Origin of the sequence: Pseudoxanthomonas sp. J35, from assembly GCF_000513995.1 — a bacterium.
Taxonomy (GTDB): Bacteria; Pseudomonadota; Gammaproteobacteria; order Xanthomonadales; family Xanthomonadaceae; genus Pseudoxanthomonas.
Map to the genome: position 1 here is coordinate 101,283 of NZ_AZVB01000001.1, position 22,117 is coordinate 123,399.

Below are 22,117 nucleotides of genomic sequence, written 5' to 3' on the forward strand. Positions count from 1 at the left end.
GCCTGGAGGCCGAAACGCAGTCTCACTCGACCTCCGAGCGCACGCGCTGCACCCCGGCGCGCAACACGTCCAGCGCGCGCTCGGACGCCGGGTCCAGCGGCAGGAAGCGCGAGGTGTTGAAGAACAGCCGCATCGCCTGGCGCGCCTCCGGGTCGTCGGCCGCCTGCAGCAGGACCTCGCGCAGCCGCTGCTCGACCTTCGGGTCCAGGCTGCTGCGCACCAGCTCCAGCGCGCGCGGGTACGGGTGGGTTTCGTGGATGACGCGGAAGTCGCCGCGGAAGGCGTCCGGCAGCCGCGACGGGTCGTTCCAGTCCAGGTTGCTCAGCGTGCCGGCGTCGAGCAGGCGCTTGTGCACCCAGGAGGCGATGTTGAGCTCCGAGCGCGCGAACACGTAGCCGACCCGGTCCGGCGCCGGCATGTCCGAGGGCGCCAGCAGGATCTCCGGCGACAGGCCCGCCTCCAGCAGCTCGGTCATCGGCACCATGTAGGCGCTGGTCGAGGCAATGCTCTGCAGGGCGACGGTGTGCCCCGGCAGGTCGCGCAGGCTGCGGATCGGGCTGTCCTTGCGGACGAAGAACACGGAGTGGTAATGGCTGACGCCGTTGCGCTCGGTCAGCAGGATCGGCCGCGCCGCGGCGCGCTGCTGCAGCTGGACGGCGGTGCTGGCGGTCTCGGTGACCCAGTCGACGCGGTTGCGGCGCAGGTAGCTGGCCATCTGCTGCGCGTCGCGCGCCATCAGGATCCGGCCCTCGGTGATCCCGACGTCGCGCATGCGCGGGACCACGTAGTCGAGCAGCGGCTTGAGCTGGTCGTAGTGTTCGTTGGGGTCGTCACTGATGCGGCCGAGCACCAGCACGTGCGCGTCCTCGGCGGCATGCGCCGGCAAGACGATGGCCAGGAGGGCGGCCACCCAGGCCGCCTGGATCCATCTACGCACTGTGGACAACGCAGACTCCCCCTTCTCGGTGCCCAAAGCCTAGCCGGAAACCGCTCAGGGCGACAGACGCCCCGTGGCGATGCGGGCCATGCGCTGGGCGTCGGCCAGGATGCCCCGCAGCAGCCGCACCTCGTTGACCGTCAGTTCGCTGCGCAGGAACAGCCGCCGCAGCTTGCGCATCGCCGAATCCGGGGCCCGGCCCTTGTGGAAGTCGATCTCCTCCAGGGTCTCGGCCAGCTGGGCGAAGAAGCCCTCGACCTGCTCGTGGGTGGCCGGCAGCTCGTCCGGGCGCGGCGCGGCCGGGGCGGCCGGGGCGGCCGCCAGCATGGCCAGGCGCACCTCGTAGGCCAGCACCTGCACCGCCGCGGCCAGGTTGAGCGAGCTGAAGGCCGGGTCGGAGGGGATGTGCACGGAGGCGTGGCACAGCTGCAGCTCCTCGTTGGTCAGGCCGGTGCGCTCGCGGCCGAAGACCAGCGCCACCGGGCCTTCCGGCGCGGCGGCCAGGAGGCGCTGCGCGGCCTGGTCCGGTTCCAGCTGCTCCAGCTGGACGCGGCGGCTGCGCGCGGTGCAGCCCAGCACCAGCCGGCAGTCGGCCACCGCCTCGGCGAGGGTCGCGTGGATCGGGGCGGCGTCGAGCACGTCCTCGGCGCCGGCCGAGCGCCGGTAGGCGTCGTCGTCCAGCGGCTTCTCAGGCGCGACCAGGACCAGCTGCGACAGTCCCATGGTCTTCAGCGCGCGGGCCGCCGCGCCGATGTTGCCGGGGTGCTGGGTGCCGACGAGGATGATGCGGACGCGGGCCGCCAGGCCCGGGTCTGCCGGCGCGGGGGTTTCGTTCAGGGGATCGGACATGCTGCAGATGTTAAACTGCGCGGCCCGGCGTCGAGCGCCGGAATGTTCTTTTCCTTCGTCCGCCCAGATCCAGCCCTTACGGGAGCCTTCGCCATGCAAACCCCCGCCGTCAACGTCATGGTCAAGGCCGCCCGCCTCGGCGGCAACGTCCTGCTGCGCAACATCAACCGCCTGGACGCCCTGAACGTGGTCCAGAAGCAGCGCATGGACTACGCCAGCGAGGTGGACGCCGACGCGGAGAAGGTCATCGTCAAGGAACTGCGCCGGGCCTACCCGGACTACGGCGTGCTGGGCGAGGAAAGCGGCCACACCGCCGGCCGCAACGGCCGCTTCCAGTGGGTGATCGACCCGCTCGACGGCACCAGCAACTACCTGCGTGGCTTCCCGCACTACTGCGTCTCCATCGCCCTGGTCGACAACGGCGAGCCGATCGACGCGGTGATCTTCGACCCGCTGCGCAACGAGCTGTTCACCGCCAGCCGCGGCGCCGGCGCGGTGCTCAACGACAAGAAGATCCGCGTGGCCGACCGCAAGGACCTGGCCGGCACGGTGGTCGCCACCGGCTTCCCGCCGCGCGAGCGCGCCCGCGCCAGCGCCCAGCTCAAGTGCGTGGACTCGCTGCTGGTCCAGGCCGAGGACGTGCGCCGCACCGGCTCGGCCGCGCTGGACCTGGCGTACGTCGCCTGCGGCCGCCTGGACGCCTACTTCGAGGCCGGGGTGAAGGCCTGGGACATCGCCGCCGGCGTGCTGCTGGTGCGCGAGGCCGGCGGCAAGGTCTGCGATTTCCGTGGCGCCGCCACTCCGCGTATGGACGAGCGCGGCCCGGAAGCGCGCCAGATCATCGCGGCCAACGTGAAGGTCGCCGAGGAGCTGCAGAAGCTGGTGGTCAACACGGGGTACGCGGCGGCGTTCAACTGACGCCCTGCCCTGCCGACGTGGCATGAGCGAAGAGCCGCCCCTGGGCGGCTCTTTCCATTTTGGGCGGCTGGTTGTCGGTGCCGGCGGGAGGCCAGGACCTGGAGGCGTCAGCAAACGCGGCGGCGGCGGCGGCAGCGGCAGCGGCGACGGCGGCCGCAACGGCAACGGCGTCGAGTGGACGGGCTCCGGATGGGGCCGCCGCCCCAAGGGGGTGTGGCGCATCGCGCGGTTCCGCCATCCGTGGCTCCAACGCGCGAGCGCAGGCCATCCATGGCCTGCTTGCGCCAGACCCCCTTGGGACGACGTCCTTCGACACGTCCAGACCGGGGCTTCTATCGACCGCACGTAAAGCCCACCCCCGTCTCCCGACGGGACGGGGCGGGAGAGGGCCTGCAGCCCCCGTAGAGTCGGGCTTGCCCGACTCCCACGCCTGAAGTCCCAACGCCGGCGAAAAGCAGCGGGGCAAGCCCCGCTCTACAAGAGCGACGCGGCCGATAGGCCCTCCCGCCGGAAGAGGGAAACATCGAACGAAGCCACGACCGGAACGCGCCTGAAGACGCGGTAGCGCGGGGGGAGTCAGAAGCGTCTCGCTGGTGATGCGGTTGGAAAGCTTGCGCGTGGCGACGCGTTACACGGCGCCAGTGCCCTGGTGCATTCCAGGCGCGGACGCGGAACCGCGCGATGCACCATGCCCCGCGCTGCGCGGCTCCGTAAGCCAGCCATGGAATGCCAGGAATCGAGGCGCCGCGCGGCAAGCACCTGGCGTGCCGACGCGCCGGGCGCCCCCGGCACCGCAGCATTCCCAGCCCTGAAAAAGGAAACGCGCGCCACCACGAGGCGACGCGCGTTCCGGTTTCCGGCAATCGGGCGCACGCCGGCGCCCCGGGGATGCTTACGGCCGGCGGGCCAGCTCGGCCTCGTCGCGGGCCTTGGGCAGCAGGTCCTGCTTGGTGACCTTGAGCGGGCCGAAGGTCAGCATCGGGCAGGCGATCAGGATCGAGGACAGCGTACCGATCACCGCACCGATCATCTGGCTCAGCGCCAGGCCTTCCAGCGAACCGCCGCCGTACAGGTACAGCGCCAGCACCGACAGGAAGAACACCAGCGAGGTGATGATCGTGCGCGACAGCGTCTGGTTGATCGAGCGGTTCATGACCTCCAGCGGCTCCACGCGCAGGCTGCGGAAGTTCTCGCGGACGCGGTCGAACACCACGATCGTGTCGTTGATCGAGAAGCCCATCACCGACAGCAGGCCGGCCAGCACGGTCAGGTCGAACTCGCGGCCGGTCCAGGAGAAGAACGCCGCCGTGATCAGCACGTCGAACAGCGTCGTCACCGTGGCGACCACCGCGAACTTCCACTCGAAGCGCACGCCGATGTAGATCAGGAAGCCCACGACCACGAACAGCGCCGCGTACACGCCGTTGCGGGCCAGCTCGGCGCCGACCTGCGGGCCGACGAACTCGGTGCGCAGCAGGTGCGCCTTGTTGTCCGGAAGCGACACCGCTTCCAGCACTTCCTGCGCCGTGCGGTTGTTGGCGTCGGTGGTGGTCTGCCCGTCGCGGGGCTGCAGGCGGACCAGCACGTCGCTGCCGCTGCCGAAGCTCTGCACCTGCGCGCCTTCGTAGCCGGCCGCCGCCAGGCGTTCGCGCACCGCGTCCACCGGCACGCTGCGGTCGAAGCGCACCTCGACCACGGTGCCGCCGGTGAAGTCCAGGGCGTAGTTGAAACCCTTGGTGACGATGGTGCCGACCGCGGCGACGAACAGCACGGCCGCGGCGATGAGCGCCACCCACCGCATCTTCATGAAGTCGATGCGGGTGTCGTGGGGGATGAGGGTCAACGGGAAGATCTTCATGCGTGTATTCCTCCCGTCAGATGGCCAGGGACTTGAGCTTCTTGCGGCGGGCGTACACCAGGGTGACGATCGCGCGCGAGACGGTGATGGCGGTGAACATGGATGCCAGGATGCCGATCATCAGGGTCACGGCGAAGCCCTTCAGCGGGCCGGTGCCGAAGGCGTAGAGGGCCACGCCGGCGATGATCGCGGTCAGGTTGGCGTCGAGGATGGTGCCGCCGGCCTTGTCGTAGCCGGCCACGATCGCCGCCTTCGGCGGCACGCCGGCGCGCAGTTCCTCGCGGATGCGCTCGTTGATCAGCACGTTGGCGTCCACCGACAGGCCGATCGACAGCGCCAGGCCGGCGAAGCCCGGCAGGGTCATGGTCGCGCCGAACAGCGACATCACCGCGACCACGATCAGCAGGTTGAACAGCAGCGCGATGCCGGTGATCACGCCGAACATGCGGTAGTACACCGCGAAGAACACCAGGGTGAACACGAACGCGTAGAGCACCGCGGTGACGCCGCGCTCCACGTTCTCCTTGCCCAGGCTCGGGCCGACGATGCGCTCCTCGACGAAGTCCATCGGCGCGGCCAGCGAACCGGCGCGCAGCAGCTTGGCCAGTTCGTCGGCCTCGGCCTTCTCCAGGCCGGTGGTCTGGAAGTTCTTGCCGAACACGCCCTGGATGTTGGCGACGGAGATGACCTCCTCCTTCACCCGGAAGCTGCGCACTTCCTCGCCGTTGACCAGGGTCACCTGCGGGATGCGCTCGGTGTACACCACCGCCATCGGCTTGCCGACGTTGGCGCTGGTGAACTCGAACATGCGGTCGCCGCCGACGTTGTTCAGGGTCACGCTGACCGCCGGCTGGCCGTTCTGGTCGATGGTCGACTGCGCCGCCACCATCTGGTCGCCGGTGACGATGACGCGCTTGCTCAGCAGCTCGGGGCGGCCGTCGCGGCGATAGAACACCTTGGCTTCCGGCGGCACGCGGCCGGTGGCCACCGCGTCGGCGGCGTTTCCGTCGATCACTGCGCGGTACTCGAGGGTGGCGGTGGCGCCGATCATGCGCTTGGCCGCCGCGGTGTCCTGCACGCCCGGCAGCTGGACCACGATGCGGTCGTTGCCCTGGCGCTGGATGATCGGTTCGGCCACGCCCAGCTCGTTGACGCGGTTGCGCAGGGTGGCGATGTTCTGCTCGATCGCCGAGCCGGCGATCTGGTTCAGCTCGGCCTCGGGGATGCGCACCACCAGGCGGTTGCCATCGCCTTCGATGGCCATGGTCGGCATGACCTTGGCCAGCTGCTCGCGGGCCCGCGCCGTGTCGGCGTCGGAGGCCAGGGTCACGGCGATGCTGTGGTCGGCGCGGCGGTCGACCGCGGTGTAGCGGATGCGGTTGTCGCGCAGGGTGACGCGCACGTCCTCGACGTAGGCGTCGATGCGCTTCTCCAGCGCCGCCTTCTGGTCGACCTGCAGCACGAAGTGCACGCCGCCCTGCAGGTCCAGTCCCAGCACCATCGGCCGGGCGCCCAGGCGCTCCAGCCAGTCCGGCACGTTGGAGGCCAGGTTCAGTGCCACGGTGTAGTTCTCGCCGAGCTGGCCGCGCAGGGTGTCGGCGGCCAGGGTCTGGGCGTCGGCGTCGGCGACGCGGACCAGCAGGCTGTCGTTCTCCACCGCCACCGAGCGCGGCTGCACGCCGGCTTCCTGCAGGTAGCCGCTGACCCGCGCCTTGAGCGCGTCGTCCAGCGGGGCGCCGCGGTTGCCGGTGATCTGCACGGCGTAGTCGCTCTGGAACACGTTGGGCAGCGCATAAAGCGTGCTCAACACCAGCACGGCCAGGATGACGAGGTATTTCCAGCGGGGAAATTCGAGCATTGCGGGACCCCGCGCGGCCCCGGCCCCGGGACCACGCTCAGCGGTGGGACGAAGGATCAGGCGGACTTCAGGGTGCCCTTCGGCAGGACGTTGCCGATGGCAGCCTTCTGCACGCGGATGCGGACGTTCTCGGCCACCTCGAGGGTCACGAAGTTGTCGCCGATGTCGGTGACCGTGCCGGCCACGCCGCCGGTGGTGATGACCTCGTCGCCGCGCGACAGCTTGCCGAGCATGGCCTGGTGCTCCTTCTGCCGCTTCATCTGGGGGCGGATCATCAGGAAGTACATGATCGCGATCAGGATGATCGGGAACAGCAGCATGCCGAGGCCGCCGCCCTGGGGCTGGCCGCCGGCGGCCTGGGCGTGGGCGGTCGGGATCAGGAATTCGAAGAAGCTCATCGGTCTGTGTCCAAGTGTGCGGAAAATAGCCGCGGATTATGCCATAGGGGCGGACCGCCCCTTTCCAAGGACCTCGGACCCCTGACCACGCCCCCGGGTTCCCCCCGGAGCGGCTGCCCGGACGGGGACTGCGACCGGGTTCAGCCGGCCGCCTGCCCCGGGTCGGCCGGCGGCTGCGCGCCGCGGGCGGCGTAGAACCCGCGGCGGAACTCGGCGAAGCGGCCGGCGGCGATGGCCTCGCGCATCCCGGCCATCAGCTTCTGGTAGTACCAGAGGTTGTGCAGGGTGCCGAGGATCGGTCCGAGCATCTCGTTGCAGCGGTCCAGGTGGCGCAGGTAGCTGCGGGTGTAGCCGCCGGCACAGGCCACGCAGCCGCAGCCGGGCTCGATCGGGTCCAGGTCCTTCTCGTACTTCGCGTTGCGGATCCGGACCGTGCCGAAGGAGGTGAAGTAGTGGCCGTTGCGCGCGTTGCGGGTGGGCATCACGCAGTCGAACATGTCCACGCCGCGGGCCACGCCCTCGACCAGGTCCTCCGGCCGGCCCACGCCCATCAGGTAGCGCGGGCGGTCGGCCGGCAGGCGCGGGTGCAGGTGCTCGAGCATGGCGTTGCGCTCGTGCTCCGGCTCGCCCACCGCCAGGCCGCCGATGGCGTAGCCGTCGAAGCCGATGGCCTGCAGCCCGTCCAGCGAGCGGCTGCGCAGGTCGTGGTAGACGCTGCCCTGGACGATGCCGAACAGCGCCGCATCGTTGCCCAGCCCGTCGTGGGCGTCGCGCGAGCGTCGCGCCCAGCGCAGGCTCAGCTCCATCGAGTGCCGGGCCACGTCCTCGCTGGCCGGGTACGGGGTGCACTCGTCGAAGATCATGACGATGTCCGAGTCGAGCACCTTCTGGATCTGCATGCTCTCCTCCGGCCCCAGGAACACCCGGGCGCCGTCGGTCGGCGAGGCGAAGGTCACGCCCTGCTCGGTGATCTTGCGGCGGTGGGCCAGCGAGAACACCTGGAAGCCGCCGGAGTCGGTGAGGATCGGCCCGTCCCAGCGGGCGAAGCCGTACAGCCCCCCGTGTGCGCCGATGACCTCCAGGCCCGGGCGCAGGTACAGGTGGAAGGTGTTGCCGAGGATGATTTCGGCGCCCAGGTCGCGGACCTGGCCAGGCAGCACGCCCTTGACCGAGCCATAGGTGCCGACCGGCATGAACGCCGGTGTCTCCACCGTCCCGCGCGGGAACGAGAGGCGGCCGCGGCGCGCGGCGCCATCGGTGGTGATCAGCTGGAACTGCAGTCGGGACATGGAGCTGGACGGGGCGAAGGGCCGCGTATTGTCGCCGATACCGCGCGGCGGCGCCTCGCGCCGGCCTCCACCGGACTCAGCCCGGGTTGCCCCACAGCAGCATGGCGTCGCCGTAGGAGAAGAAGCGGTAGCGCTGCTCCACCGCGTGGTGGTAGGCGGCGAAGATCCGGTCCTTGCCGGCGAAGGCCGAGACCAGCATCAGCAGGGTGCTTTCCGGCAGGTGGAAATTGGTCAGCAGCGCGTCGACGCTGCGGATCCGGTAGCCGGGGAAGATGAAGATCCGGGTCTCGCCGGAGAACGGCTGCAGTTCGCCGTCGCGCATCGCGCTCTCCAGCGCGCGGACCACGGTGGTGCCCACCGCGATGACCCGGCCGCCGGCAGCGCGGGTGCGCCGCACCTGCGCGACCAGCTCGGCGCCGACGTTGAGCCATTCGCTGTGCATGGTGTGCTCGCGCACGTCCTCCACCCGCACCGGCTGGAAGGTGCCGGCGCCCACGTGCAGGGTGACGTGGCCGAACTGCACGCCGCGCCCGCGCAGCTTTTCCAGCAGCGGCTCGTCGAAGTGCAGGCCGGCGGTCGGCGCGGCCACTGCGCCGACGTTGCGCGCGAACACGGTCTGGTAGCGCTCGGCATCGTCCTGGCCCGGTTCGCGGCGGATGTACGGCGGCAGCGGCAGGCGCCCGACCTTCAGCAGCCACGATTCCAGCCCGCCCGGCACGGCGAAGCGCAGGCGGAAGAACTCGCCGTCGCGGCCCAGCACCTCGGCCTCGCCGCCGCCGTCGAGGACGATCCGGCTGCCCTCCTTCGGCGACTTGCTCGCCCGCACCTGGGCGCGGGCCTGCCCGTCCGCCAGCAGGCGTTCGATGAGGATCTCGACCCGCCCGCCGCTTTCCTTCTGCCCGAACAGCCGCGCCGGGATCACCCGGGTGTCGTTGAACACCAGCAGATCGCCCGGCTGCAGCAGGTCCGGCAGGTCGCGCACGTGCAGGTCCGAGAACGCGCCGTCGCCCGGCGGCACCAGCAGCATGCGGCTGGCCGAACGCTCGGGCAGGGGCGCCTGGGCAATCAGCTCGGCCGGCAGTTCGTAGTGGAAATCGGACTTCTTCAAGGCGGCGCGCGCGGGATGCGGAGCCGGCCATTGTACCGGGCCCGGCGTCGCGGCCGGGCGCGGCCGTTCAGCGCTCGAACTTGGTCGACAGCACGATCGCGGTGGAGGTGCGCTCCACGCCGTCGAGGGCGCCGATGCGGTCGGTGAGCACGTCCATCTGGTTCACGTCGCCGACCACGCCCAGCGCGACCAGGTCGTGGCTGCCGCTGACCGAGTGCAGCGAGCGCACCTCGGGGATCGCGTGCAGCTCCTTCACCACCGCGGCCATCTTCTTCGGCGAGACGGTGATCATGATGTGGGCGCGGATCCGCGCCTGCTCCACCGCGTCGTCGATGCGCACCGTGTAGCCGCGGATCACCCCGGCCTGTTCGAGGCGGTCGATCCGGCTCTGCACCGTGGTCCGCGACAGCCCCAGCCGGCGCGCGATCTGCGCGGTGGAAGCGCGCGCATCCTCGCGCAGCAGGGACAGCAGCTGTTCGTCCGCGTCGGTGATCTTCATGCGCCTGCCGGTTTTTTCGTCGAATCGACGATATTCATTGGATTCCTGCACGGATCATAGCTGCCAAACGACGATCCCTTCCACATAATAGACAAACCGGCGCCCGACCGAGGTGCCAGACGTCCGGGAGAATCCATGTCCGTGCTTGCCCCCCTCGCCCCCCTGCGCGCCCACGCCGGCCAGCGCCTGACCCAGGGCCTGGACGACGCCACCGTCGTCCGCCTCGCCGCCACCCACCCGGACCTGGGTGCGGCGATCGAGGCCGCCGCCGCCGAGTACGCGCGCCAGCGCGAGGACGCCGCCGACCTGCTCGACCTCGACGAGGCCGAGCAGATCCGGGTGCTGCAGGGCGGCTTCGTGAACTTCTACGCCGACGACAGCGTGAACCCGTACGTGGCCCTGGCCGCGCGCGGCCCGTGGGTGGTCACCCTCAAGGGCGCGGTGCTGTACGACGCCGGCGGCTACGGCATGCTCGGCTTCGGCCACACCCCGCCGGCGGTGCTGGAAGCGCTGGCCCGTCCGCAGGTGATGGCCAACATCATGACCCCGAGCCTGTCGCAGGGCCGCTTCACCGCTGCGCTGCGCCGCGAGATCGGCCACAGCCGCGGCGGCTGCCCGTTCGAGCGCTTCATGTGCCTCAACTCCGGCTCCGAAGCCGTTGGCCTGGCCGCGCGCATCGTCGACATCAACGCCAAGCTGCAGACCGACCCCGGCGCGCCGCACGCCGGCGCCGCGATCAAGCGCGTGGTGGTCAAGGGCAGCTTCCACGGCCGTACCGACCGCCCGGCGCTGTACTCCGATTCCACCCGCCGCACCTACCAGCAGTACCTGGCCAGCTACCGCGGCGAGGACTCGGTGATCGCAATCCCGCCGTACGACGTGGCCGCGCTGCGTCGCGCCTTCGCCGACGCCCGGGCCAACAACTGGTTCATCGAGGCGGTCTTCCTCGAGCCGGTGATGGGCGAAGGCGACCCGGGCCGCTCGGTGCCGGTGGAGTTCTACAACGCCGCCCGCGAACTGACCCGCGAGCACGGCAGCCTGCTGCTGGTCGACTCGATCCAGGCCGGCCTGCGCGTGCATGGCACGCTGTCGCTGGTCGACTACCCGGGGTTCGAAGGCGTCGACCCGCCGGACATGGAGACCTATTCCAAGGCGCTCAACGCCGCGCAGTTCCCGCTGTCGGTACTGGCGCTGGACGCGCGCACCGCCGGCCTGTACCGCAAGGGCGTGTACGGCAACACCATGACCGCCAACCCGCGCGGCCTGGACGTGGCCTGCGCCACCCTCGAGCAGCTCACCCCGCAGGTCCGCGCCAACATCCGCGAGCGCGGCGCGCAGGCGATCGCCCGCCTCGAACAGCTGCGCGGCGAACTGGGCGGAATGATCACCAAGGTCCAGGGCACCGGCCTGCTGTTCTCCTGCGAACTGGCCCCGCAGTTCAAGTGCTACGGCGCCGGCTCCACCGAGGAATGGCTGCGCATGCACGGCGTCAACGTGATCCATGGCGGCGAGAACTCGCTGCGCTTCACCCCGCACTTCGCCATGGACGAGGAAGAGCTCGACCTGCTGGTCACGATGGTCGCGCGCGCCCTGCGCGAAGGCCCGCGCCGCGAGCAGGCCTCGGTGGCCTGATCCCGCCCGCAGTGCCACGAAGGAAGCCGGCGCAAGCCGGCTTCTTTCTTTCCGCGGCGGCCTGATTGCTGCAGACTTTCCACTCCGCCCCGGAAAACCACAGGCCCGCCATGCCCGCCGTCGAAGTCCGCCACCCGCTCGTCCAGCACAAGATCGGCCTGCTGCGCTCGGCGGACCTGAGCACCAAGGGTTTCCGCGAGCTGGTGACCGAGCTGGGCACCCTGCTCGCCTACGAGGCCACCGCGGACCTGGCCACCGAGGAAACCACGGTGCAGGGCTGGGCCGGACCGGTGCAGGTCAAGCGCATCGCCGGCGCCAAGATCACCCTGGTGCCGATCCTGCGCGCCGGCCTGGGCATGCTGCCCGGCGTGCTGGCGCTGATCCCGGCGGCGAAGGTGAGCGTGGTCGGCCTGCAGCGCGACGAGACCACCTTGCAGCCGGTGCCCTACTTCGAACGCCTGACCGGCCGCCTGGACGAGCGCGATGCGCTGATCCTGGACCCGATGCTGGCCACCGGCGGCTCGCTGGTCGCGACCATCGCCATGCTCAAGCGCGCCGGTGCGCGCCGGATCAAGGGCATCTTCCTGGTCGCCGCGCCGGAAGGCCTGGCCACGGTCGAGGCCGCGCATCCGGACGTGCAGATCTACACCGCCGCGATCGACGAGCGCCTCAACGACAAGGGCTACATCCTGCCCGGCCTGGGCGACGCCGGCGACCGCATTTTCGGCACGCGGGTCGACTGACGCACGGCCCCTGCCCCGCCGCGCAGCGGCGGCGTGGACGGCTTGCTCATTTCCTTCCGGCGTCCTGCACCGGCGGCGCCAGCGCCTGGATCGCCGCGCTCACGTAGACCAGCGGCGCGTTCCAGTTGATCGCGATCTCGTTGCTGGCGTAGCTGCAGTCGTGGTCGATCCACGACAGCGCCGGCAGCGACGAGGGATAAGGCACGCCCTTGCAGTCGACCAGGTCCTGCTGGCGCGGATTCGGTCCGCCCGACAGCAGGCCCGGCACGGGCGCCTCGACGCCGTCGGCCTGCGACGGGCGATGGTGGATGTGCATCGGCGTGCGCAACCCGTGCCCGGTGACGAAGGAGATGCCCAGCGGATTGCGGCCGAGCACGTAATCCAGCTGCGACTGCGCCGCATCCAGGTATTCGCGCCGGCCGTCGATGCGGTATCCCTGCAGCATCACCAGCGCCTGGTTCAGCGCCACCGCGCTGCTGCCCCAGACGAAATCCCAGGCTTCCATCGAGACCCGCCAGGGCGACTGCTGCGAACGCGCGACCAGGCGGTCGGCCGCCTCCTGCACCTTCCGCACGACCTTCCTGCGTTCGGCTTCCGGCAGGCGCGCGCGGTGCTGAGCCAGCGAGATCCAGCCCAGGCTGCCGACGTCGTTCCAGTCCGGGATGGCCAGGTCGCCGGCATGCTTGCGGAACGCGTCGAGGTACGAGGCCTCGCCAGTGGTGACGTAGAGCTCGGCCGCCGCCCAGGCGAATTCGTCGTCGAGCTTGCCGTCGCCATAGGCGCCGGTGCTGACATCATCCGGCTGCCGGTAGACCACATCCGGATTGGCCTGTGCCCAACGCCACGCCGCTTCGGCCGCCTCGCGCATACGCCCCGGCAGGCCCGGGAACTGCGCCTCGTACGGCGCGTAGATGCGGCTGGCGGTGGCCATCACCGCGGCGAAATCCAGCGCCGCGGCGGTGGAGCGGCCGACCATGTAGCGGCGTTCGCGCGCCTGGTCGGGCATCACCACCGGATCGAACGCGAGGTTGGTGAGCTTGTGGTAGACGCCGCCGTCGGCCGGGTCCTGCATCGCCAGCATCCAGCGCAGGTTCCACCACGCTTCGTCGAGGATGTCGGGCACGCCGTTGCCGCTTTCCGGGATGCCCAGTTCGCGCCCGCCGAAGAACTCCGGGAAATGCTCGTAGGCGGCCAGCAGGGTCCAGGTGGTGATGCCGGAGTTGACCACGTACTTGTTGTAGTCGCCGGCGTCGTACCAGCCGCCCGGCGCGGAGACGACGGTGCCGGCCGGGCGCGCCGCCGTGGCGGCGGAGGGATGGATCTCCACCTCGGTGTCCGGATGGCCGGCCGCGCGCGCGTAGGCTCCGGCATGCGCGGCATCGAGCGCGGTGCCGGAGCGCATCAGGTAGAACGCCTTGAGCGAGGCGTCGGCCAGCGCCGAGTAGGCCTGCGCATCGACCGGGAACGGATCGGAGGGCGGCAGCCCCTGCGCGCGGATGCGGTAGCGGCCGGGCACGGCCAGCGCGCTGAAGTCGGCGATCGCCGCGTGGCGCCCGGCCGGTACCCACACGCCGGGGTCGCCGGTTTCGCCGCGCAGCACCACCTCGCCGTCGGCCTCGCGGACGACCTCGAAACTGCGCGGCCGCCCGCTCTCCAGCACGGCGAGCTTCTGCGCGCCGGGCAGGAAGCCAATCTGGTTCAGCCGCACCTGCCCGCCGTCCGCCGCCGGCGACTCCGGCAGGCCGCAGGCGATGCCGAGGCAGGCCAGCGCCAGCGGCAGCACCGGCAGGATGCGGTCGCGCGCGCTCACAGGCTGGCCTGCGCGACGAAGCGCCACAGCCCCAGCAGGGCCATGCCCGCGAGCACCAGCAGGGTCAGAGCCGCGCCACCGGCGCGGCCGGCGGAATAGCCGGACGAACCGCCCAGCCCGGCCGCGTGCATCAGCCGCGCGCCCAGCAGGGCGAGGCCGAAGGTCCACAGGACTTCGGCGCGGGTGCCGGCCAGCTCGAGCAGGGCCAGCACCAGCAGGCCCAGCGGCACGTACTCGGCGAAATTGGCGTGGACGCGGATCCGGCGTTGCAGCTCGGGATCGCCACCGGCACCGATGCCGATGCGCTGCGCCCGGCGCTGCAGCATCACGCGCAGCGACAGGTACAGGAAGAGAAGCAGGTGGAGCGATGCGACCAGCAGGCTGATGCGCGGCGTTGCGGCCATGCGACTTATCCCCAGGACGTGCCCGGGGGGGGGATTGTGCCAGCCTCAGGCCGCCAGCGGGCGGGCCTGCAGTTCGGCCAGCTCCTGGGTGGTGCCGAAGCGGCCCTTTTCGTCGCGGACGACCCGCGCCAGGGCGCATTGCGGGTCGTGGGTGAAGAACAGGCGCACGTCGCGGGCCAGCTTGTCCTCGAGGAAGCTGCGCTTCTCGTCGATCAGCAGCTCGGCATTGCGGTCGTAGCCCATGGTGATCGGCAGGTGCACCCAGGAACGGCCGGGAATCAGGTCGGCGCAGAACACCACGCCGCCGTGCGGCTGCCCGTCGACGCCGGCCGGGCCGACGATCTCGGCCAGCATCAGCCCCGGGGTATGGCCGTCGCTGAAGCTGAAGCGCACCGCCTGGCCGAGGCTGCGCGAATACGGCCCGTCGACGATCTCCAGGCGGCCGCTGGCCTCGAGCAGGCCCGGCAGCTCCGGAATGAAGCTGGCGCGGTCGCGCGGATGCGGATGCCGCGCGCGTTCCCAGTGCGCGGCGCCGACCAGGTAGGTCGCGTTGGGGAACAGCAGTTCCGGCGCGCGTCCTTCGGCCCAGGGTGCCAGCAGGCCGCCGGCGTGGTCGAAGTGCAGGTGGCTGAGCACCACCACGTCGATGTCCTCGTGCTCGAAGCCGGCCGCGCGCAGCGAGTCGACCAGCACGTGCCGGTCCTCCTGCACGCCGTAGCGCTCGCGCAGCTTCGGCTCGAAGAACGCGCCGATGCCGGTCTCGAACAGCACGGTCCTGCCGTTGAGCGGGCTGGCCAGCAGCGCGCGGCAGGCAAGGTCGATGCGGTTGTGCTCGTCCGGCGGCGCCCACTTTTCCCACATCGCCTTCGGCGCGTTGCCGAACATGGAGCCGCCGTCGAGCTTCTGCGTGTTGCCGCGGATGGACCAGAGTTTCATGGGGCGAATGCTAGCGGCCGGCCGGTTAAGAATCCGGAATCCGGCCGCGTCCCTCAGGGCCTGGCCGCGGCGGTTTCGCGCTCCGCGCCGACGCGGGCGCTGCCGACGTCGTTGCGCGGATCGGTGCCGCCTTCGAGCCGGTTGTCCACCCGGTCCCAGACCACGGTCTGCATGTTGCCCCAGACGTGGCTGGAGGCGCGGCCGCTGACGGTGTCCTCGGGCAGCTTCACCGTGTGGCCCATCGCCCGCAGCTTCGCCGCCGTGGCGGCGTCGAAGGCGCCGCTTTCGGCGTCGATCAGGTCGGGCCACCACTGGTGGTGGTAGCGCGGCAGCGCGGCCACCTCCTGCGCGCCCAGGCCATCGGCCACGCCCAGCGCGCCGAGCAGGACCATGGTGATGATGCGGGTGCCGCCCGGCGTGCCGATCACCGCGATCTTCTCCGGCGAGACCATGAAGGTCGGGGTCATCGAGCTCAGCGGCCGCTTGCCCGGCTGCGGCGCGTTGGCCTCGTAGCCCATCACGCCGAAGGCGTTGGGCTGGCCCGGGACCAGGGCGAAGTCGTCCATCTCGTTGTTGAGCAGCACGCCGGTGCCCGGCGGCACCAGGCCCGAGCCGAACAGCAGGTTCACCGTCTGGGTGACCGCGGCGCGGTTGCCGTCGGCGTCGACGATCGAGAAGTGGGTGGTCTCCTCGTCCTCCAGCGGGGTCGGCAGGCCGGAGAACGAATCGCTCGGCGTGGCCTTCTCCGGATTGATCGTGGCGCGCAGGCCGGCGGCGTAGTACGGGTTGGTCAGCACGTCGACCGGCACGTCGACGAAGTCCGGATCGCCCAGGTAGAAGGTGCGGTCGCGGAAGGCGCGGCGCATCGATTCCACGGTCAGGTGGACGCGCTGCGCCGGGTCCAGCTTCGCCAGGTCCCAGCCGGCCAGGATCTGCAGCATCTGCGCCAGCGCCACGCCGCCGGAAGACGGCGGCGGCGCGGTCACCACCTCCCAGCCGCGGTAGCCGAAACGCAGGGGTTCGCGCTCCTTGACCCGGTAGGCGGCCAGCTCCTCGGCGGTCCACTGGCCGCCCTCGGCGCGCACGCCGGCGACCAGCTTCTTCGCCACCGGGCCGCGATAGAAACCGTCGAAGCCGTTCTTCGCCAGCAGTTCCAGGGTGCGCGCCAGGTCCGGCTGCTTTAGCACCTGGCCGACCTTCGGCGGCTGCCCGTCGATCAGGAACACGGCGCGGGTGCCGGGGAAGCGCTCCATCACCTCGCGGCGCGCGGCGTAACCGCGCTCGAGCCGGCGGTAGACCGGGAAGCCGTCGCGGGCCAGGCGGATCGCCGGGGCCAGGCTTTCGGACAGCGGCAGGCGGCCGTACTTCTCCGCGACGTGGACCAGCGCGGCCGGCAGGCCGGGGATGGCCGCGGCCCAGGGGCCGTCCTCGGCCAGCGAGGAATCCAGCTTGCCGTCGGCGGTGCGGTAGCGCTCGGTGGTGGCGGCGGCCGGCGCGGCCTCGCGCGCGTCGATGAACACGTCGCGGCCGCTGTCGGCCTGGTGCAGCAGGAAGAAGCCGCCGCCGCCCAGGCCCGAGCTGATCGGCTCCACCACCGACAGCGCCGCCGAGACCGCGACCGCGGCGTCGAAGGCGTTGCCGCCGCGCTCCAGCACCTCGAAGCCGGCATCGGTGGCCAGGTGGTGGGCGCTGGCGATGGCGGCCTGGCCGGGCGCCCTCGCGGCCGCGGCGAGCGCTTCGGGGACGCGGCCGGTGTCGGCGGCGAGGGCCGGCAGGGCCAGGCCGGGCAGCAGCAGGAACAGCGCCAGCAGCAGGCGCGGCAGCGGACGGGTCATCGTGCCTCCGGGAGGTAGAGCTCGGGATGTTCTTCCTGGAGCCGGCGCAGCTTGGCCAGCAGCGCCTCGTGGCTCTCGGGACGTTCGGGATCCGGGTCGATGCATTCGACCGGGCAGACCACCACGCACTGCGGCTCGTCGAAATGGCCGACGCATTCGGTGCAGCGGGCCGGATCGATCACGTAGATCGTCTCGCCCATCGAGATGGCCTGGTTGGGGCAGGCCGGCTCGCAGACGTCGCAGTTGACGCAGAGTTCGTTGATCTTCAGGGACATGCTTTCACGGGGCCCGGCGCACCGGGGTGCGTACGCGCTGCGCGACGGACGCGCGCCTGCGCGGGAACCCGGCCCCGCATGCGCCCGGCCGCTGACGGCCGGGCGCGGGGGCGCTTACTTGGCTTCGACGAAGACGTAGTCGGCACCGGTCGGCTGCAGGGCGACCTGCACGCGCGGATTGTCGGCCGCGTCGCCGATGAACAGGATGCGCACGCCCTTCATGGTGTCCGGCGGCACGTCCTTGAACGCGATCTCGATCAGGTCGGCCATCTTCGCCGAGGCCGGCGAACCGAAGGCCAGCAGGTTGCCCTTCTGCACGCCGCGGGCCATCGCGGTCTTGGCCGCTTCCACCTGGCGCTCGTACTTGGCCTCGAACTCCGGATCGGATTCCGGCGGCAGGTAGTACAGGAACGGGTTGGTGGTGATGTTGCCCATGTTTTCCTGCACCACGGCCGGCAGGTACGCCTTCCAGCCGGCGTCGTCGTCCTTGGCGGGCGCGGCCAGCACCTTGGCCTCCGCGGCCTCGTTGGACACCGGCGCCTCCTTCTTGCAGGCAGTCAGCGCCAGCGGCGAAACCAGCAGGCTTGCGAGCAGAAGCGCGCGCGTCGTCTTGTTCATCAGGAACCTCCCGTCGTTGCTAATGTGAAGTTACTCGTTTGTTGCCCGTGCCGCCGTCGGTCACGCACCGCCGCGCCTGGCATCCCGCAGGGCCGAAGCCACCTCCGGGGTCACGAAGCCGGACACGTCGCCCCCCAGGCGCGCGATCTCGCGCACCAGCGAAGAGGAAATGAAGCTGTACTGCTCGGCCGGGGTGAGGAACAGCGTCTCCACCTCCGGGATCAGGTGGCGGTTCATGCTCGCCATCTGGAACTCGTATTCGAAGTCCGACACCGCGCGCAGGCCGCGCAGCAGCACGCCGGCACCGACGTCGCGGACGAAGTGGGCCAGCAGCGAATCGAAGCCGCGCACCTCGACGTTGTCGTGCGCCGACAGCGCGGTGCGGGCCAGGCCCACGCGCAGGTCCAGCGGCAGGGTCGGGCCCTTGGCCTGGCTGGCGGCCACGCCGACGATCACCTTCTCGAACAGCGGGGCGGCGCGCGCGACCAGGTCGATGTGGCCGTTGGTGATCGGGTCGAAGGTGCCGGGATATACGGCGATGCGGCGATGGGCCACGGTTCGGGTCTTTCAGGTCGCCGGATTGGCACCGGCAAGTGTATCAGCGCCTTCAGGCGAGGGTGTATCGCCCTCCGCGGCCTCCGCCGGGCCGCGGTAGAGCGCCGCGCGTGCCTGCGCGGTGCGCAGCTCGCGGTGCAGCGTCCAGCCCGGCGGCAGCGACGGCGCCTGCGCCGCCGGCGATTCGACGTAGAGCCAGCCGCCGGGCGCGATACGCGGCAGCAGCGCCACCAGCGCCGGCTCCCACAGGTTGCCGGCGAACGGCGGATCGACGAAGGCCAGGTCGAAGCGCGGCTGCGGGCCGGCTTGCGCCAGCCAGCGCAACGCATCGTCCTGTACGACCTGCACCTTCGCCGCGGCGTCCAGCTTGCGGACGATCGCGCGCAGCCCCTCGGCCTGCGCCGGGTCGCGCTCGACCAGCACCGCGCTGGCCGCGCCGCGCGATACCGCCTCCAGGCCCAGTGCGCCGCTGCCGGCGAACAGGTCCAGCACCGCCGCGCCCGGGGTCACCGCCTGCAGCCAGTTGAACAGGGTCTCGCGGACCCGGTCGGAGGTCGGGCGCAGGCCGTCGATGTCCGGCACCGGCAGCCGGGTCCCGCGCCAGCGGCCGCCGACGATGCGCACGCTGCCGGCGCCGCGCGCGGGCGCGGCCGGGCGTTGCGCGGGACGGCGCGGAGGCAACCTGTTCATCGGGGGAATGCGGGGCGCGGTGCTAGCATGACGCGCATTCTCCGACATCCGCAGGCAATGGTCAGTTTCTTCCGCCGCAAGAAGCCGCAGGACACCCCGTCCAGCACCCAGGGCAACCGGTTCACGGCCGAGGAGCTGGCCGCGGCATTCCCGCAGGCGCCCTCCGCTCCCGCCGTCCCGTCCGCACCCGAAGAGTCCGCCGCCGCGCCGGTGGAGCCGGCCGCGGGCGCGACCGCCGTCGAGCCGGTGGTGGTCGAGCAGGCCCCGGTGGAGGAAACCGCGACCGTGGTGGTCGAAACGGAGGCCGGCAACATCGCCGACGCGGAAGCCGCGATCGCGCCGCCCGCCCCCGCCGGCAAACCCGGCTGGCGCGAGCGCCTGCGCAACAGCGTGTTCGCGCGCAGCTTCGGCGGCCTGTTCTCGCGCAACCCGAAGCTCGACGACGACCTGCTGGACGAGATCGAGACCGCCCTGCTAACCGCCGACGTCGGCGTCACCGCCACCACCGCGCTGGTCGAAAGCCTGCGCAAGCGGATGAAGGCGCGCGAGTTCGCCGACGCCAACGCGCTGCTGGCCGCGCTGCGCGCCGAGCTGGTGGCGATGCTCAAGTCGGTGGCGGTGCCGCTGGCCATCGACCGCGGCGCCAGGCCCTTCGTGCTGCTGACCGTGGGCGTCAACGGCGTCGGCAAGACCACGACCATCGGCAAGCTGGCGCGCCGCTTCAAGGACGAGGGCCGCGGCCTGATGCTGGCCGCCGGCGACACCTTCCGCGCCGCCGCCGTGGCCCAGCTGCAGGCGTGGGGCGAACGCAACGGCGTCAGCGTGATCGCGCAGGGCCAGAACGCCGACGCCGCCTCGGTCGCCTACGACGCCCTGCAGGCGGCGAAGGCGCGCGGCACCGAAGTACTGATCGCCGACACCGCCGGCCGCCTGCACACCCAGGTCGGCCTGATGAACGAGCTGGGCAAGATCAAGCGCGTACTGCAGAAGCTGGACCCGGCCGCGCCGCACGAGGTGCTGATGGTGATCGACGGCACCACCGGCCAGAACGCGCTCAACCAGCTGCGCCAGTTCAACGCCGCCGTCGGCGTCACCGGCCTGGTGGTGACCAAGCTCGACGGCACCGCCAAGGGCGGCGTGGTCTTCGCCCTGGCCCGCGAGTTCGGCATCCCGATCCGCTTCGCCGGCATCGGCGAGCGGCCGGAGGACCTGCGCGTGTTCGACGCCGAAGCCTTCGTCGACGCGCTGCTGCCGGAAGCGCTGGGCGGCAACTGAGGATGGACGCGACCCGGCGTGGCGCGCGCCGCGCGCGCGGCGCGGCGCAGGCAGTGGCAACCGATCCTCCGCCGTGGATCGACGGCGACCGCTTCGCGCGCCCGCTGCTGGCCTGGTTCGACCGGCACGGCCGCCACGACCTGCCCTGGCAGCATCCGCGGACGCCGTACCGGGTATGGCTGTCGGAGATCATGCTGCAGCAGACCCAGGTCGCCACGGTTATTCCCTATTTCCTGCGCTTCGTCGGGCGCTTCCCCACCCTGCCCGACCTGGCCGCCGCTTCCACCGACGAGGTGATGGCGCACTGGGCTGGCCTCGGCTACTACGCCCGCGCCCGCAACCTGCACGCGGCCGCGCGCCGCTGCGTCGAGCTGCACGCTGGCGACCTGCCACGCGATTTCGACGCCCTGCGGGCGCTGCCCGGCATCGGCCGCAGCACCGCCGCGGCGATCCTCTCGCAGGCGTGGGGCGACCGTTTCGCCATCCTCGACGGCAACGTCAAGCGCGTACTCGCCCGCTGGCATGGCGTGCACGGCTGGCCGGGCACGCCGGCGGTGGAGAAGCAGCTGTGGGCGCTGGCCGAAGCGCACGTCGCCACCGTTCCCGAAGGGCGGCTCGCCGACTACACCCAGGCGCAGATGGATTTCGGCGCCACGCTGTGCCGGCGCGCGCGCCCGGCCTGTGGCGAATGCCCGGTGTCTTCCGGCTGCACCGCGCTGCGCGAAGGCCTGGTCGAAGCGCTGCCGACGCCGCGCCCCGGCAAGGCCCTGCCCGAGCGCGAGGCAGTGGCACTGCTGCTGGAGAACGCGCGCGGCGAACTGCTCCTGCAGCGTCGTCCGCCAACCGGCATCTGGGCCTCGCTGTGGACCCTGCCGCAGGCCGACACCGAAACCGAGCTGCGCGCGTGGTTCGAACGCCAGATCGAAGGCGACTACGACGCCGCCGACGACCTGCCGCTGATCGTCCACACCTTCAGCCACTACCGCCTGCACCTGCAGCCCCGCCGCCTGCGCCGCGCCACGCCGCGACCCGGCGTGGGCGACAATGGCGACCAGCGCTGGGTATCGCGCACCGACCTGGCCTCGCTGGGCCTGCCCGCGCCGATCCGCCGCCTGCTCGACAGCCTCTGACCACGGAAACCGCCATGACCCGCACCGTCTTCTGCCAGTACGAACAACGCGAGACCGAAGGCCTGGACTTCGCGCCCTGGCCCGGCGAGCTGGGCCGGCGCATCCACGACAGCATCGGCAAGGCCGCATGGGCCAGGTGGCTGGCGCACCAGACCATGCTGATCAACGAGAACCGGCTGTCGCCGCGCGACCCGCAGCACCGCGCCTTCCTGCAGGCGGAAATGGAGAAGTTCCTGTTCGGCGGCGGCGCGGAGAAGCCGGCCGGCTACGTGCCGCCGGAAGAGTGATCGCGCGCGGCGCGGCATCGCCGCGCCATCGCCCGCCTCCCGCGACGGAGCGGCAACGGACAGGCAGAAAGAAAGGCGCCATCGGCGCCTTTTCTCGCTACCACCTGTTGTAAATGGTGGCCGGGGAGGGAATCGAACCCCCGACACGGGGATTTTCAATCCCCTGCTCTACCAACTGAGCTACCCGGCCATGCGCGGCATGACCGCGGCGAG

General features: G+C 71.2%; 22 protein-coding genes and 1 tRNA gene. 6 read left to right on the forward strand and 17 right to left on the reverse strand.

The window, feature by feature from the left end; genetic code table 11:
* Positions 1-22 precede the first annotated feature (22 nt).
* The gene (locus PSEJ35_RS0100455) at positions 23-946 is read right to left on the reverse strand and encodes a phosphate/phosphite/phosphonate ABC transporter substrate-binding protein (RefSeq protein WP_028916059.1); all 924 of its coding nucleotides are present in this window, start codon (positions 944-946) and stop codon (positions 23-25) included.
* A gap of 45 nt (positions 947-991) precedes the next feature.
* The gene (locus tag PSEJ35_RS0100460; protein ID WP_051412383.1) at positions 992-1,786 is read right to left on the reverse strand and encodes an RNA methyltransferase; all 795 of its coding nucleotides are present in this window, start codon (positions 1,784-1,786) and stop codon (positions 992-994) included.
* A 93-nt stretch (positions 1,787-1,879) separates the two neighbouring features.
* On the opposite strand from PSEJ35_RS0100460, the gene PSEJ35_RS0100465 reads away from it, so the two are divergent.
* Positions 1,880-2,704 (forward strand): inositol monophosphatase family protein, encoded by an 825-nt coding sequence (locus PSEJ35_RS0100465; RefSeq protein ID WP_028916061.1) that lies wholly within the window; start codon positions 1,880-1,882, stop codon positions 2,702-2,704.
* Positions 2,705-3,596: 892 nt separating this feature from the next.
* Here PSEJ35_RS0100465 and secF read toward each other — a convergent pair.
* From secF to PSEJ35_RS0100495, 6 genes are all read right to left on the reverse strand, one after another.
* On the reverse strand, positions 3,597-4,562 hold the full coding sequence (secF, locus tag PSEJ35_RS0100470; RefSeq protein WP_028916062.1) for a protein translocase subunit SecF: 966 nt from the start codon (positions 4,560-4,562) through the stop codon (positions 3,597-3,599).
* Positions 4,563-4,578: 16 nt separating this feature from the next.
* Positions 4,579-6,420, reverse strand: coding sequence for a protein translocase subunit SecD (gene secD, locus PSEJ35_RS0100475; RefSeq protein ID WP_028916063.1), 1,842 nt, complete (start codon positions 6,418-6,420; stop codon positions 4,579-4,581).
* 56 nt (positions 6,421-6,476) lie between these two features.
* Positions 6,477-6,818, reverse strand: a complete 342-nt coding sequence (gene yajC / locus PSEJ35_RS0100480) for a preprotein translocase subunit YajC (RefSeq protein ID WP_028916064.1) — start codon at positions 6,816-6,818, stop codon at positions 6,477-6,479.
* 140 nt (positions 6,819-6,958) lie between these two features.
* On the reverse strand, positions 6,959-8,107 hold the full coding sequence (gene tgt / locus PSEJ35_RS0100485; protein ID WP_028916065.1) for a tRNA guanosine(34) transglycosylase Tgt: 1,149 nt from the start codon (positions 8,105-8,107) through the stop codon (positions 6,959-6,961).
* Positions 8,108-8,183: 76 nt separating this feature from the next.
* Entirely contained in the window at positions 8,184-9,215 is a 1,032-nt protein-coding gene (gene queA, locus PSEJ35_RS0100490; protein ID WP_028916066.1) for a tRNA preQ1(34) S-adenosylmethionine ribosyltransferase-isomerase QueA, read from the reverse strand.
* Positions 9,216-9,282: 67 nt separating this feature from the next.
* Entirely contained in the window at positions 9,283-9,714 is a 432-nt protein-coding gene (locus tag PSEJ35_RS0100495) for an Lrp/AsnC family transcriptional regulator (RefSeq protein ID WP_028916067.1), read from the reverse strand.
* 135 nt (positions 9,715-9,849) lie between these two features.
* Between PSEJ35_RS0100495 and PSEJ35_RS0100500 the strand changes: the two genes are divergently transcribed.
* Together PSEJ35_RS0100500 and upp are read left to right on the forward strand one after the other, a co-directional pair.
* On the forward strand, positions 9,850-11,346 hold the full coding sequence (locus tag PSEJ35_RS0100500) for an aminotransferase class III-fold pyridoxal phosphate-dependent enzyme (RefSeq protein WP_028916068.1): 1,497 nt from the start codon (positions 9,850-9,852) through the stop codon (positions 11,344-11,346).
* 110 nt (positions 11,347-11,456) lie between these two features.
* Positions 11,457-12,089: a uracil phosphoribosyltransferase gene (gene upp, locus PSEJ35_RS0100505; RefSeq protein WP_028916069.1), complete on the forward strand. Its 633-nt coding sequence runs from the start codon at positions 11,457-11,459 to the stop codon at positions 12,087-12,089.
* A gap of 46 nt (positions 12,090-12,135) precedes the next feature.
* Here the strand turns inward: upp and PSEJ35_RS0100510 are convergent, their stop codons facing one another.
* The 8 genes from PSEJ35_RS0100510 to rsmD form a co-directional block, all read right to left on the reverse strand.
* Complete coding sequence (locus PSEJ35_RS0100510) at positions 12,136-13,857, reverse strand: glycoside hydrolase family 9 protein (RefSeq protein ID WP_232207553.1); 1,722 nt, start codon at positions 13,855-13,857, stop codon at positions 12,136-12,138.
* 38 nt (positions 13,858-13,895) lie between these two features.
* Positions 13,896-14,303, reverse strand: a complete 408-nt coding sequence (locus PSEJ35_RS17545; protein WP_028916071.1) for an MAPEG family protein — start codon at positions 14,301-14,303, stop codon at positions 13,896-13,898.
* 45 nt (positions 14,304-14,348) lie between these two features.
* Positions 14,349-15,239, reverse strand: a complete 891-nt coding sequence (locus tag PSEJ35_RS0100520) for an MBL fold metallo-hydrolase (protein ID WP_028916072.1) — start codon at positions 15,237-15,239, stop codon at positions 14,349-14,351.
* Positions 15,240-15,292: 53 nt separating this feature from the next.
* Positions 15,293-17,074 (reverse strand): gamma-glutamyltransferase, encoded by a 1,782-nt coding sequence (gene ggt, locus PSEJ35_RS0100525; protein WP_028916073.1) that lies wholly within the window; start codon positions 17,072-17,074, stop codon positions 15,293-15,295.
* On the reverse strand, positions 17,071-17,349 hold the full coding sequence (locus PSEJ35_RS0100530; protein ID WP_028916074.1) for a YfhL family 4Fe-4S dicluster ferredoxin: 279 nt from the start codon (positions 17,347-17,349) through the stop codon (positions 17,071-17,073). The genes ggt and PSEJ35_RS0100530 overlap by 4 nt, the downstream gene beginning before the upstream one ends.
* 114 nt (positions 17,350-17,463) lie before the next feature.
* A complete protein-coding gene (locus PSEJ35_RS0100535; protein ID WP_028916075.1) occupies positions 17,464-17,967 on the reverse strand; it encodes a hypothetical protein in 504 nt (167 codons plus the stop codon).
* 60 nt (positions 17,968-18,027) lie between these two features.
* Complete coding sequence (gene coaD, locus PSEJ35_RS0100540) at positions 18,028-18,522, reverse strand: pantetheine-phosphate adenylyltransferase (RefSeq protein WP_028916076.1); 495 nt, start codon at positions 18,520-18,522, stop codon at positions 18,028-18,030.
* A 12-nt stretch (positions 18,523-18,534) separates the two neighbouring features.
* On the reverse strand, positions 18,535-19,212 hold the full coding sequence (gene rsmD / locus PSEJ35_RS0100545; protein ID WP_028916077.1) for a 16S rRNA (guanine(966)-N(2))-methyltransferase RsmD: 678 nt from the start codon (positions 19,210-19,212) through the stop codon (positions 18,535-18,537).
* 57 nt (positions 19,213-19,269) lie between these two features.
* Between rsmD and ftsY the strand changes: the two genes are divergently transcribed.
* The 3 genes from ftsY (at position 19,270) to PSEJ35_RS0100560 (ending at position 21,904) form a co-directional block, all read left to right on the forward strand.
* Positions 19,270-20,487, forward strand: a complete 1,218-nt coding sequence (gene ftsY / locus PSEJ35_RS0100550; RefSeq protein ID WP_028916078.1) for a signal recognition particle-docking protein FtsY — start codon at positions 19,270-19,272, stop codon at positions 20,485-20,487.
* Between the two features lie 77 nt (positions 20,488-20,564).
* Positions 20,565-21,617 carry an A/G-specific adenine glycosylase gene (gene mutY / locus PSEJ35_RS0100555; RefSeq protein WP_028916079.1) on the forward strand — a complete coding sequence of 351 codons (1,053 nt, stop codon included), beginning with the start codon at positions 20,565-20,567 and terminating at the stop codon, positions 21,615-21,617.
* Positions 21,618-21,631: 14 nt separating this feature from the next.
* Positions 21,632-21,904: an oxidative damage protection protein gene (locus PSEJ35_RS0100560; protein ID WP_028916080.1), complete on the forward strand. Its 273-nt coding sequence runs from the start codon at positions 21,632-21,634 to the stop codon at positions 21,902-21,904.
* Positions 21,905-22,018: 114 nt separating this feature from the next.
* Here PSEJ35_RS0100560 and PSEJ35_RS0100565 read toward each other — a convergent pair.
* Positions 22,019-22,094: transfer RNA gene (locus tag PSEJ35_RS0100565), tRNA-Phe, on the reverse strand.
* Between the last annotated feature and the right edge of the window lie 23 nt (positions 22,095-22,117).